We start from the raw sequence: 11,968 nt of genomic DNA on the forward strand, positions 1-11,968 counted from the left end.
GCTGAAAACTAATAATCATCGAGAATAAAAATATTCTCGATGATTAAAGTTTCATTCTATTTTACCACGCAATGTCATATATTTCTTTGCATATTGTAGTATTTTATGTCAAAATAATTATAAGATTCTGATTTTAAATATTGGAGGGAATTTTCATGGGAGTATACGTTCTAACAGTCTTTGAAAAAGATGGTTCAAAAGCATTAGACGAATCATTCGAGGCGGCAACTGAAAAAGAAGCGAAAGCAAAAGGTGAATCTATCTTACAAGAAAAAGGATTGTATGAAAAAACACATCGCTGTACATCTACTGCAGGTAAGCTCGTTTTATTCCAGCGCTAAAAAAAGAAGCGTCATCCGCTTCTTTTTCACTCTACTATATCTTCGTCACACCACGTAAACACCACATCTAGAATACGATTACCGATACGTACGCGTTTATTCCATTTACCTGTTTGGATCTGATGTTGCAATTCTGCTTTCATCTTTTCCGTCCAGTCGTGAATCGTTTCACTACCGTCGTACGGATATACGCTCGGAAACTCTTTCTGCAGTAGATGCAAGCTCTCTGCATCAAAATGAAAATGGAAGAAGTAGTTTGCTGTAAGCGATGGTTCTTGCAATCGTAAAAAATGATCATCAATTTGCTTTCTATTTCGATAGAAAGTAAAGATATTCACTTTACCGCTAGTAATTTGGTCAATTTGAATTTCGTGCTTCTCTATAATCACGTCTTCTCCACCTCGTTGTATACTATCTTTAGTATATATGTCTTTTGCAACAAAGTTAACCATTTTCGCGCGAAATTCATTTCCTTCATTATATTACCTGTACCTCCATATGCAATCAGAATAAATAAAACAAAGTTGAAGGGGAGCGATCACATGTATTTCGGAAGCAAAGGTTGGTATGTAAAAGAACTTAAAAAATTAGGTATCCGTACTTATGAAGGTAAAAAACTAGAATCGTATCGTACGCATGTGTTGTCTAGTTTACTGGAGAGAATGAAGAGAGCTTCGGCTTAATAGAAAAGTAAAAAATAAAACGAATCCGAATAGTGGCATATAATAAAAAACACCTCCTAAATTCGCATACTAAGTATGCAAATTAAATGGAGGTGTTTTTATTAGTTTCACTTTTTCAGGGGCGCTTCAGTTTTCATAAAATATTTTTTGTTTCCGCTGAAACGGATAAGTTTTAATCTCAGCTGTATCTAAATTTTCATGGAATAAATGAATAGCTATAATTTGTCTACAATCGTAAGTATGGTAATAATATGTTCCAGATTCCATACACATTGCACTCGTATAGATGGTATTATCTAATGTTCCGTCTTCTGTTATTACTGACCCTTTAGGAACCTCACAATTTGATAAGATATGAAAAATAGCAGATATCCCCTCTTCTTCGTTCTCTATACCTTGAATGTTTTGTTTTCCATATGCTGCCCGCACAAATCTTGATGGCGGGGTAAAATCTCCAGGAAGTCCCATCGTTCCTGAACCTTGGCCAAAAGCACTTAATAGTACATCTCCCCACTCCGTTGGCGCAAATGGCTGCGATTTAAGTCCAATATATTGTCTTAAATTTTGTAAATGCCAATTAAACTCCGGACTATTAGTCATCACTCCTAATGGATTGTCATACATTTTTAGTCCATCAGTTGTCGGCTCAAGTACAATACACTCTCCCCATTTATCTGCTAAAATCCAATGTAGCGGTGGGGTAATTCCTAAAACTGGTAATGGTATATCTATAAGGGAAATGTTATCAACAGATTTTTTTAACTCTTCAACAGAATTAAATTGCGTGAGGCTCCAAGCCACAAAATCAAATGGCGCTAAATTCGTTTTATGGTTATCTATACTGTTACTATAAGTAGCGAATCCCGGGAAATAGAGAGTGGCACACGTCATACCAGCTTCATTTACTCCGTCCGCCATAATGACCCTTCCTTCATGATTAATTCCCATTCCGACAACAGCCTTTTTCGCTCGGATAGTTTCACCAGTTATATTGTTCCACTGATAACGCCGAGGAATGATTATTACTTCCTGATTCATATCTAATGTGAAATCCATTGTTCTCGCAAAAAGATGTTGGAAATTTTTAGTTTGTAACGTCAAACTAGTACACATGAAGAAATCCCTCCATTTTATAGTTATATACACATTTTATAAAATTCTGATAAATACGTAAATTAAAAACCCTATTTATCACTAACAAAGTAACCACCCAAACTAAAAATGCTATAATAAACCCAATCAAACTAAGGGGGCAAATTACTTTGCTTGGAACATGCATTCAATTTCATAAGTTTGGCAATCCAAAAGACGTATTACAAGTTGAATATAAAAATATAGAACCACTGAAAGATAATGAAGTTTTCGTCCGTATGCTAGTTAGACCGATTAATCCATCTGACTTAATTCCCATCACAGGAGCATACGCTCATAGAATTCCTTTACCTAACATACCTGGCTATGAAGGTGTTGGTATTGTAGAAAATGTTGGCGCTTTTGTTTCTCGAGAGCTTATCGGTAAACGAGTGTTACCTTTACGCGGGGAAGGTACTTGGCAAGAATATGTGAAGACATCAGCTGATTTTGTAGTCCCTATTCCTGATTCCATTGATGATTTCACAGCGGCACAAATGTATATTAATCCCCTTACGGCGTGGGTTACTTGTACAGAAACGTTAAACTTACAGCGTAATGACGTTTTATTAGTGAATGCTTGTGGGTCCGCTATTGGACATCTATTTGCGCAGTTATCCCAAATTTTAAATTTCCGATTAATTGCCGTTACAAGAAATAATAAGCATACAGAAGAATTACTGCGCCTTGGTGCTGCATATGTAATTGATACTTCCACTGCCCCGCTTTATGAAACTGTTATGGAATTAACAAACGGGATTGGTGCGGATGCTGCGATTGATTCTATCGGAGGACCGGATGGAAATGAATTAGCTTTTTCCTTACGTCCAAACGGGCATTTTTTAACGATCGGTCTTCTATCAGGAATACAAGTGAACTGGGCCGAGATTGTCACAAAAGCAAAAGTACACGCAAACATATTTCATTTACGACATTGGAATAAAAATGTGTCAGCATATAAATGGCAGGAGACGTTTCGTCACTTAATTCGTCTAGTAGAAAATGAGCAATTACGTTTTATGAAAGTCCATTCTACATATGACTTAGCGGATGTGAAAACGGCGGTTGATGTTGTGCAATCTGCGGAGAAAACGAAAGGGAAAGTTTTTTTGACGGGTTACTGACTACAATTGAAGGAGTCTTTTTGATTGGCCATTTAAATAGACTAGATAGTACGTTTAGGAACACCTAATTGTAAGTATCTGGTATAATCCTATTAAAAGGTGAAAGGAGATTTTCACATGTGGCTAATCACGGCAATCGCGCCTGTTGTAATAGTTGGTGGAATTGTAGTATTTGTAATTAAAAGATTGGAACATAAATATAAGAACGGAAAATTAGGTAAGAAAAAATCTCAAAAAGCTCAACTGTTATTAGATAGTTTCATACCTATGGGAATGCTTGTCGGCTGTATGATTGGTTTGATTTCCGGTATGTTTTCCCCAGATTTCTCACTGTTTTCCATTAGTTTAGGGTCTGGAATAGGCTATTTATTTGGTTATTTCGCCTATGAAATTTATAGCAAGACAGGCAACAATTTTTCATAATCCAAAAAGAATAAGCGGAACAGTACATAATCGTCATATAAAATATGTACTGTCCTTTATTGTTGCATCAACATTATCACCTTACCTTCCACATCCTATACACCTTTTTTATTGACTTTCCTCTCCTCCCTCTTTTGTATATCCACTTTTTTATTTTCATTGGATCTATACCCATAGTAAAGTAGAGCACATGTAATAACTGAACCTACAATATATCCTAAAAAACACCCTAACCAAAACATAATGTAACCGCCTCTATTCATTATAAATTTTATGTAATACAACCCTTTACATGCTCAATCGTTTATTTCTATAAACTATACACTCTCGTTATTCATACCATTATTTCTCCCCTTACCTCAAATAACAATTTTTTTATTTATCATAAAGTTAACACTCTCGTTAAACAAATATAAAGATTGCTGTATTTCTTACTTTTCTCCTTGAAAACGATATATACTATATTTGAAATAAGCGGGTGCGTCTGCTTAGTATCTAAATTCCCGTGCAATACCCCCAATCCTAGCATCTTTTACAATAACGTTTTGCTTATTTTTTGTACTTATAATACGCCATCAACTCTTCTTCATTTTAACTTTAATCATGAAACAAAAAAATCCCCTCAAAGCATGAACTTTAAGGGGGAGCCTGTTTTTTATTTACTTATATACGTACAGCTGTACCACTTACAGCAACCATTAACATTCCATCACGAACAACTTCGTAATCTACGTCAATACCAACGATAGCGTTCGCACCTTTTTGTTTTGCAAGTTCTTTCATTTCATCCATTGCGATATCACGAGCTTCTTTTAGCTTGCTTTCGTAAGAACCAGCACGACCACCGACAACATCACGAACGGAAGCGAATAAATCGCGGACAATATTTGCACCCATAATAGCTTCACCATTTACAATATCGATATACTCAATAATTTCTTTACCTTGAATTCCAGACGTTGTTGTTACAATCATGACTGACACTCTCCTAATAAGTTGTAGTTTTTTAATGCGCTTTCTTATGTCTTTATTATGACACAGAAAAAATATCTAATCTATTGAATTACCTTACAGGAGTGTGACAATTTTGTAAGAATAAAACCCCCATTATGTTCAATAAAGCGCTTTAACATTAGGATACATAAACGAGTCTCTATTTTCTTTCCAATCCTTTTCTACTTCTTTAAAAGTTGGTCGCCCTAATTCTTTATTATTTTCATGTTTACTAAACCATTTTTTCACATACTGATCTCCATTTTTACTTTGAACTGTGCAAAGGAAACTATTGCTACTATCCTTTAATATTTTTACAATCACGAATAGACACCTCTTCCCTTCTCAATATCATAATAGGACTTGATTTTTTACTATAAGCCCTTCCTCTCTTATAGTCATACGACTCCTCGGCCGCGCCAAAGTTGTAAGATCAAAAACGATATTCACTTTGTTTACATTTTATTTAAAGAAATCAGAGTTATAGGCATTATGCTTATCAAATATTTTATAGATTTCTAACTTATCATCTAATTTTGCATCTACTAAAATTAATATATTTCCATCGTAAATATATTCTTCATACTTTTTAGCATGGTCTTCAGGGATTCCTAAGCCGATAAATGCTCCTATTAAACTTCCAGCTCCTCCGCCAATACCAGCTCCTCCAATAGCTGCTGCGATTGGTCCTGCTGCTACAATTGGACCCATTCCAGAAACGGCAAGTATACCAAGACCTGTTAATAAACCACCGAGTCCGCCTGCTACTCCTCCAGCTACAAGCCCTGTCGCTGAAAAGATATCTGCTTTATGTGCAGTTTCGCTATTCACTTTTTCACCCGATTTTTCTTCCAGATGTTCAATTTCCTTTTGATCTTTCGCAATAGCTGAAATGTTATCTGCTGAGTATCCTTTTTCATTTAATTCATTAATAACGAGTGCCGCATCATCAATTGTTCTAAAAACACCTACTATTTTTCTATCTACATTCATAACTATTAACCTCCTAAAGTTTTATATAATGTATCTTTATTTTTCTTCATTTCTGTATACACTAATCTTTTTATTAACATAACCATTTACGAAAAAAGCGAATAGTAAAAGCACTACAAGTGAACTACTTAACAAGTAAATTAAATCAAATGTAATATTAATCATCATTTCATTCATGTATACCAGGCTCCTTTTTATTTAAAGTAAAAGTATATTTTGATAGACTAATCTACTAAACATAGACATCTTACAATTCATCTTCAGTTAATCTCTTTGTAGTATATGTATACCCTTCCTAACCTTTTCTAAACGTAAAAAACTATAATTATATTTTTTCTTATTTATATGTTTAACACTTTTTAAAACGGGTATGTTTATATTGTTATGCTTACTATATGGAAAGGAATATTACGATGAACGCCATTCACTCTACTACTATTTCTTATAATGAAACACCTACAATAACTCAGATTCATCATTTTTATGCTTTAATGACAACATTTCAAACGAATGTATTTATAAGTAAACACGGAACACTTACTTCTATTAAAAACTTAAGCACTCTAGTATCCTTTTTCCTTACTGTAAAAAAGAGAGATCTTGTATTATTTATTTTTGAAGGAATAGATGCAAAAAGAGCTTTAAGAACACTCTTCCCTTCTTAGAATATTTGTTATCCTCTATTCCCTCGTTTACTACCTTTCATATATGTTTTTATATTTCAAAATGATTTCCTCTATAAAAAAAGAACCCCCTAATACAATAGGGGGATTTCTAGTTTAGCCTTATGAAAACTGATATAATATATATTACGTTTTTCATTCTTTAAAATAGAAAAGTTTTAATAACCTTGAAGGTAGGAATTTTTAATGAACTCGAAAGCAAAATTTAGTATTCGCTACAAAATTATGGCTGGTTATTTAGTTATCATTTTGTTCTTACTTGTTTCTTTCATTATGTTGAACAATGAGATTTCTAATTTACAAAAATCTCGTAATTTTATTATTGATCACGATTTTAAAGTTCTCAATTTAACAAATCAAGTGGAGAAAGATTTACTAACAATTGAAAATAAAGCGAAAGGGTTTATCATTTCTAATAATCCAAATTACGTACAATCTCTTAATTCTGCGGAAAAGGATTACGAAAAGCATTATCAAGATCTTTTCTCATTATTAGAGGATAACCCATCTCAGCAAGAAAAATTAAAACAGATTAACGAAAATATTATTAGTTGGATAAATAAAGAGATTCACCCGTTAATTGCAAATCATAATAGTAATAATGTACAAACAATCGACACGACTCAAATTCAGTCATTACAGTCACAGGTAACTAACTTCCGTAGCACTGAGGAGCAATTAACGAAAAAAAGAGCAGCACAATTAGATACTGAAAATAATAAATTAGAGATTTGGTTATACAGTTTATTGTTCTTACTTTCTTGTATTTCTATTATCATTTCACTCTATATTTCGAATTCCATTACAAAAACGATTAAAAATGTAATTCAAGCTATTAAATCCATTTCTTCTAAAGAAAAAATCACGGAAAGAATTCATGTAAACACACGTGATGAAATAAAAGATCTTGCTCATACAACGAATCACCTACTAGACGAAATATCGAAAAGAGAATGGTTACAAACGGAGCTTGCAGAATTAATTTTAATGTATCAAGGTGTATCTTCTATTGAGATGTTAGGTAAAAAAATTCTTAGTGGAATTATACAAAAAACGCAAACTTCTTGCGGTGCATTTTATGTACGTGAAGAATATGAAGAAACTGTCTACTATGTGAAAAAAGCTTCTTTCGCCGATCAAGGTGCTGATATTGGGAAACAATCCATTCAAATGGGTGAAGGTTTCATTGGACAGTCTGCCTTAGAAAAGAAAAGTTTTATTCTCAGGGATATACCCGAAGAGTTTCGTTATGTCACTAGCGGAGTATTAGAAATACGTCCTAAAAATCTATTAATCATCCCTATCTTATTTGAGGATGAAGTAATCGCAGTAATGGAGTTAGTAAGTGTAACTGAGATTTCAGATTTACATCAAGATTTAATTCAACAAACCGTTGATAATCTAGGTTTAACAATCCATAGCATTATGGGACGTATGCGAATTCAAACTCTTTTACATGAATCACAAGCAATGACAGAAGAGTTACAAGTTCAATCAGAAGAATTGCAAACGCAAGCGGAAGAACTACAAATGCAAGCAGAAGAATTACGAACAACGAATGAACAATTAGAGTCTAGAACGGAAGAGGCGGAGCAAAAGACAGCTGACTTACAAATTACTAAATCAGAATTAGAAGAAAAAGCAAGTGAGTTGTTGCGTAGTTCAAAATACAAATCTGAATTTCTAGCAAATATGTCACATGAATTACGCACACCGTTAAATAGTATTTTACTATTATCTGAAATGTTAAGAGAAAATCATGATAACAATTTATCCGACGATGAGATTGAATTAGCAACTGTCATTCATTCATCAGGGAAAGACTTACTTACTTTAATTAATGACATACTCGATTTATCTAAAGTAGAAGCAGGCAAACTAGACATCATTTTTGAAGCAACGAACATAAGTGACATGGCAGCCAATATGCATCAAAACTTTTTACATATAGCTGCACAAAAAAATGTCGAATTTACTATTGAAGACAGTGATACGATTCCTGATCTGTTTTATACAGATGCAAAACGGATTGAGCAAATTATTAAAAACTTATTATCCAATGCATTTAAATTTACAGAAAAAGGATCCGTTTCTTTACATTTCGATTCGATAGAAACAAGTAATTTAAGTCATGATATGCAGTCTATAAGTAAAGATTGGATTACAATTTCAGTAAAAGATACTGGTATTGGTATCGCTAAAGAACAGCATCAACTTATTTTCGAAGCCTTTCAACAGGCAGATGGCGCAACGATTCGGAAGTATGGTGGTACAGGATTAGGTTTATCTATTTGTAAAGAGTTTGCTAGATTGTTAGGTGGTTGGATTACGTTAGAGAGTAATGTAGGAGAAGGTAGTACTTTCACGGTATATATTCCTAACCTTCCAAATGGATTACCAGATATACAGTTATCCAATTTAGAAGTCGCAGCAACGATAGAAGATGTTATTCCTGCTGAAGTTGTTGAAGAAACTATCGTTACTCCCGAAACAAATAACGTCTTCCAAGAGAAAACCATTTTAATTGTCGATGATGATCATCGAAATATATTTGCGTTACAAAACGCATTAAAAAAACAAAATGCCAACATTATTACTGCCCAAAACGGCTTAGAGTGTTTAGAAATACTAAAAAGTAATACAAATATTGACCTTATTTTAATGGATATTATGATGCCTAATATGGACGGTTATGAAACGATGGAAAATATCCGAATGAACTTAGGGTTAAGTGAAATACCTATTATCGCATTAACTGCTAAAGCAATGCCAAATGATAAGGAAAAATGTTTATCTGCTGGCGCTTCAGATTATATAAGTAAACCATTAAATCTACATCAACTCTATTCGGTAATGAGTGTATGGTTAATAAAATAAGTGAGGTTTAGTTGGAGTGGAAAATAAGTATTATAATTTTGATCCATCAGTAGATACAGATGAGCGCACGAACTTAGAAATTGAATTACTATTAGAAGCAGTATTTAAACTATCAGGATTTGATTTTCGCCAATATGCTCGCACATCTATTTATAGAAGAATTTGTAATAGAATGCAGCTCTCTAATATCCCTACCATTTCAAAATTAATTGAAAAAGTAATTCACGAGGAAGGGGTTTTAGAACAGTTATTAAATGATTTCTCGATTAATGTAACTGAGATGTTCCGTAACCCTGCCTTTTTTAAAGCGCTTAGAGAGCATGTTATTCCTGAATTAAAAAAGCAACCTGAAATTAGAATTTGGCATGCTGGATGCGCAACTGGTGAAGAAGTATTATCAATGTCCATCTTACTTCACGAAGAAGGATTAAGTGAAAAGTCGGTTATTTACGCAACAGATATGAATACAAATGTGTTAGAAAAAGCAAAACAAGCTATCCTCCCGTTAAATAAAATGCAAACTTATACGAAAAATTATTTACAAGCTGGCGGTACACAAGCATTTTCTAACTATTATTCAACAGATAATCGTTTTGCTTATTTTAATCCATCACTTTTACAAAACATTATTTTTGCACAGCATAATTTAGTAACCGATCAATCTTTTAACGAGTTTCATATTATACTTTGTCGTAACGTTTTAATTTACTTTACAAGTAAACTTCAAAATCAAGTGCAGCACCTATTTTATGAAAGTTTAAGTCACAATGGATTTCTATGTTTAGGAAATAAAGAAACTCTTCGTTTTTCAAATATAATGCCGCATTATACCCAATTTAATCCTAGCGAACAAATTTATCAAAAAATACAATAAAAAGCGTATGAAATCCTCTGTTTGGATTTCATACGCTTTTTATTTCGCATTCGTTTGTATCATAATTAGACACATATCATCTGATTGCGCTTTCTTTTGTTCTTCCTTGTAAAACCCTTCTATCTCGCCTTCTAAATCTCCCCATTTTCTTTCTGTAAAAGTACGTAATTTCTCTTCAGCCTCAAATTCATCATTTGCAATTGCTTCAAGAACACCATCTGTAAACAATACGATTTGAGCGTTCTTCTCAAAAGGTATAACTGTCTTTTCAACTTTTATTTCATCAAAAAATCCTACCGCACAACTCCCGTGATTTAGTTCAACCATATTTGTTTCATCAACTAAAACGTATCCAGAAGGATGCCCTGCATTTACATATTCAATCGTTCTCTTTTCTGTATCTACTACTAAATATACCGCTGTAAAATAATATGGAATATCGTCATTCTCATTATGTAAAAGAGTCATATATTTATTTAAGTCTTTAATGACAAGTTCTGGATCGATTAAAGATTTAATCGTTTCACGTAATACAGACGAAATAAACATACAAACTAATGAAGCAGATATACCATGTCCCATCACGTCTAATAATATAATACCGTAGCGGTTTTCATCGATTTTATACCAATAATACATATCTCCAGCTAATTTAAATGAAGGTAAGTAACTTGCTTCAATTTTTATATAATCTTCTCTTAATGGGCTACTTAATAAGTTTCTTTGTACTTGCGTAGCTAAATCTAGTTCATTCCGAAGATTTTCTTCTTGTTCTTTATGCCAATTTAATTCCGATTTCAAGCGTAATGCTACACGCATACGTGCTAATAGTTCAACTTTATTTATCGGTTTCGTAATATAATCCATTGCCCCCATATCAAGAGCTTCGGCCAATTTATTGGCATCCTCTAAAGCTGTAACAAAAATAATAGGAATATCTTTAAACTTCTCCTCTTTTTGTAATCGCCTACAAACTTCAAGTCCATCAATTTCAGGCATCATAATATCTAACAGTATTAAATCAATTTCATTATACCTGGAAGAATCTTCTCCAAATTGAATGTATTCGAAAAGCTCTTGTGCAGAATTCAGCGATACAAGATCCTGATATCCGGCTTGTTTTAAAATTTTTTCAATTACAAAGATGTTAACCGGATTATCATCGACAATTAAAATGGACACAAGTTATTTCCCCTTTTCTTATTTAAAATGTAAATCTATTATCATTTTCTATTTTTCTAGTATTGCATACTCAGTTACAAAATGAAAATTTCCTACTCTAACATAATTTTTATACAGCAAAAGAACAAACCCCCAGAAATGAGAGTTTGTTCTTTCATTCTATAAATTCCCACTATTAATTTAACACCATTGCTTTGTCATTTAAAAGACGATCTAATTCTTCCATATGATTTGTTTCATCTGCAATCATATCTTCTAGTTTTACAACTAACTCTGTCATATTTAATTTCGCTGCTTGTTCTTTTCTCGTTTCATAACGCTTAATTGTCTCATATTCTGATTGTCTAGCGGACTCTAACATTTCTCTAACATCTTCTACTTGTTTCACTGGTAAAGGGATTGTAGTAGGTGTACCACCTAACGTCTTAATTTTCTCCGCTAAATATAGGGCATGTCCTTGTTCATCACTAATTTCAGATTCAAAGAAAGGTTTTAACACTTGTCTATATATACCAGAAACTGTAGCTGCATTATGGTTATACATAATAATTGCTGAGTATTCTCCTGCTAAATCTTCATTCAATCCTTCGATTAGTTCTTTCACATCGTGTGACATTTTTATATCTCCTCCTATATTTAATAACTACCCCTTTTCTCATGTTTT

General features: G+C 33.1%; 15 protein-coding genes. 7 read left to right on the plus strand and 8 right to left on the minus strand.

What is annotated here, in order from left to right:
- Positions 1-155: 155 nt before the first annotated feature.
- Entirely contained in the window at positions 156-341 is a 186-nt protein-coding gene (locus AU379_RS22085; protein WP_000539552.1) for a YhzD family protein, read from the plus strand.
- Positions 342-367: 26 nt separating this feature from the next.
- On the opposite strand, the gene AU379_RS22090 is transcribed toward AU379_RS22085, so the two are convergent.
- Complete coding sequence (locus AU379_RS22090) at positions 368-730, minus strand: hypothetical protein (RefSeq protein WP_000582785.1); 363 nt, start codon at positions 728-730, stop codon at positions 368-370.
- Between the two features lie 153 nt (positions 731-883).
- Between AU379_RS22090 and AU379_RS22095 the strand changes: the two genes are divergently transcribed.
- The gene (locus AU379_RS22095) at positions 884-1,024 is read left to right on the plus strand and encodes a YflJ family protein (protein ID WP_000273537.1); all 141 of its coding nucleotides are present in this window, start codon (positions 884-886) and stop codon (positions 1,022-1,024) included.
- 126 nt (positions 1,025-1,150) lie between these two features.
- Here the strand turns inward: AU379_RS22095 and AU379_RS22100 are convergent, their stop codons facing one another.
- Positions 1,151-2,137, minus strand: a complete 987-nt coding sequence (locus tag AU379_RS22100) for a choloylglycine hydrolase family protein (protein ID WP_030023678.1) — start codon at positions 2,135-2,137, stop codon at positions 1,151-1,153.
- Positions 2,138-2,286: 149 nt separating this feature from the next.
- Here AU379_RS22100 and AU379_RS22105 point away from each other — a divergent pair, with 149 nt between their 5' ends.
- Together AU379_RS22105 and AU379_RS22110 are read left to right on the plus strand one after the other, a co-directional pair.
- The gene (locus AU379_RS22105) at positions 2,287-3,279 is read left to right on the plus strand and encodes a zinc-dependent alcohol dehydrogenase family protein (protein WP_000901746.1); all 993 of its coding nucleotides are present in this window, start codon (positions 2,287-2,289) and stop codon (positions 3,277-3,279) included.
- A 117-nt stretch (positions 3,280-3,396) separates the two neighbouring features.
- The gene (locus AU379_RS22110) at positions 3,397-3,702 is read left to right on the plus strand and encodes a hypothetical protein (RefSeq protein WP_000266269.1); all 306 of its coding nucleotides are present in this window, start codon (positions 3,397-3,399) and stop codon (positions 3,700-3,702) included.
- A 663-nt stretch (positions 3,703-4,365) separates the two neighbouring features.
- Here AU379_RS22110 and AU379_RS22115 read toward each other — a convergent pair.
- The 4 genes from AU379_RS22115 to AU379_RS30690 all read right to left on the minus strand — a co-directional run bounded on the left by AU379_RS22115 (position 4,366) and on the right by AU379_RS30690 (position 5,865).
- On the minus strand, positions 4,366-4,677 hold the full coding sequence (locus tag AU379_RS22115; RefSeq protein WP_000637510.1) for a heavy metal-binding domain-containing protein: 312 nt from the start codon (positions 4,675-4,677) through the stop codon (positions 4,366-4,368).
- A gap of 138 nt (positions 4,678-4,815) precedes the next feature.
- Positions 4,816-5,019 carry a DUF4028 family protein gene (locus AU379_RS22120; RefSeq protein ID WP_000635861.1) on the minus strand — a complete coding sequence of 68 codons (204 nt, stop codon included), beginning with the start codon at positions 5,017-5,019 and terminating at the stop codon, positions 4,816-4,818.
- 138 nt (positions 5,020-5,157) lie between these two features.
- Positions 5,158-5,688 carry a general stress protein gene (locus tag AU379_RS22125; protein WP_001100100.1) on the minus strand — a complete coding sequence of 177 codons (531 nt, stop codon included), beginning with the start codon at positions 5,686-5,688 and terminating at the stop codon, positions 5,158-5,160.
- Positions 5,689-5,724: 36 nt separating this feature from the next.
- Positions 5,725-5,865 (minus strand): hypothetical protein, encoded by a 141-nt coding sequence (locus tag AU379_RS30690; protein WP_001004571.1) that lies wholly within the window; start codon positions 5,863-5,865, stop codon positions 5,725-5,727.
- A 236-nt stretch (positions 5,866-6,101) separates the two neighbouring features.
- On the opposite strand from AU379_RS30690, the gene AU379_RS22130 reads away from it, so the two are divergent.
- From AU379_RS22130 to AU379_RS22140, 3 genes are all read left to right on the plus strand, one after another.
- Positions 6,102-6,353: a hypothetical protein gene (locus AU379_RS22130; protein WP_000991357.1), complete on the plus strand. Its 252-nt coding sequence runs from the start codon at positions 6,102-6,104 to the stop codon at positions 6,351-6,353.
- A gap of 204 nt (positions 6,354-6,557) precedes the next feature.
- Positions 6,558-9,248, plus strand: coding sequence for an ATP-binding protein (locus AU379_RS22135; RefSeq protein WP_001084956.1), 2,691 nt, complete (start codon positions 6,558-6,560; stop codon positions 9,246-9,248).
- Positions 9,249-9,264: 16 nt separating this feature from the next.
- Positions 9,265-10,122: a protein-glutamate O-methyltransferase CheR gene (locus AU379_RS22140; protein WP_000429041.1), complete on the plus strand. Its 858-nt coding sequence runs from the start codon at positions 9,265-9,267 to the stop codon at positions 10,120-10,122.
- A 39-nt stretch (positions 10,123-10,161) separates the two neighbouring features.
- On the opposite strand, the gene AU379_RS22145 is transcribed toward AU379_RS22140, so the two are convergent.
- Together AU379_RS22145 and AU379_RS22150 are read right to left on the minus strand one after the other, a co-directional pair.
- Positions 10,162-11,304, minus strand: coding sequence for a fused response regulator/phosphatase (locus tag AU379_RS22145; protein ID WP_044584204.1), 1,143 nt, complete (start codon positions 11,302-11,304; stop codon positions 10,162-10,164).
- 175 nt (positions 11,305-11,479) lie between these two features.
- Entirely contained in the window at positions 11,480-11,920 is a 441-nt protein-coding gene (locus AU379_RS22150) for a ferritin-like domain-containing protein (RefSeq protein ID WP_000017755.1), read from the minus strand.
- Positions 11,921-11,968: the final 48 nt, after the last annotated feature.

Origin of the sequence: Bacillus sp. JH7, assembly GCF_001563515.1 — a bacterium.
Taxonomy (GTDB): domain Bacteria; phylum Bacillota; class Bacilli; order Bacillales; family Bacillaceae_G; genus Bacillus_A; species Bacillus_A cereus.

Excerpts from the sequence above, each read along its gene's own strand:
- AU379_RS22085 (WP_000539552.1), top strand. The coding sequence starts at position 156 with ATGGGAGTATACGTTCTAACAGTCTTTGAAAAAGATGGTTCAAAAGCA.
- AU379_RS22095 (WP_000273537.1), top strand. The coding sequence starts at position 884 with ATGTATTTCGGAAGCAAAGGTTGGTATGTAAAAGAACTTAAAAAATTA.
- AU379_RS22100 (WP_030023678.1), bottom strand. The coding sequence starts at position 2,137 with ATGTGTACTAGTTTGACGTTACAAACTAAAAATTTCCAACATCTTTTT.
- AU379_RS22110 (WP_000266269.1), top strand. The coding sequence starts at position 3,397 with ATGTGGCTAATCACGGCAATCGCGCCTGTTGTAATAGTTGGTGGAATT.
- AU379_RS22115 (WP_000637510.1), bottom strand. The coding sequence starts at position 4,677 with ATGATTGTAACAACAACGTCTGGAATTCAAGGTAAAGAAATTATTGAG.
- AU379_RS22125 (WP_001100100.1), bottom strand. The coding sequence starts at position 5,688 with ATGAATGTAGATAGAAAAATAGTAGGTGTTTTTAGAACAATTGATGAT.
- AU379_RS30690 (WP_001004571.1), bottom strand. The coding sequence starts at position 5,865 with ATGAATGAAATGATGATTAATATTACATTTGATTTAATTTACTTGTTA.
- AU379_RS22130 (WP_000991357.1), top strand. The coding sequence starts at position 6,102 with ATGAACGCCATTCACTCTACTACTATTTCTTATAATGAAACACCTACA.
- AU379_RS22135 (WP_001084956.1), top strand. The coding sequence starts at position 6,558 with ATGAACTCGAAAGCAAAATTTAGTATTCGCTACAAAATTATGGCTGGT.
- AU379_RS22150 (WP_000017755.1), bottom strand. The coding sequence starts at position 11,920 with ATGTCACACGATGTGAAAGAACTAATCGAAGGATTGAATGAAGATTTA.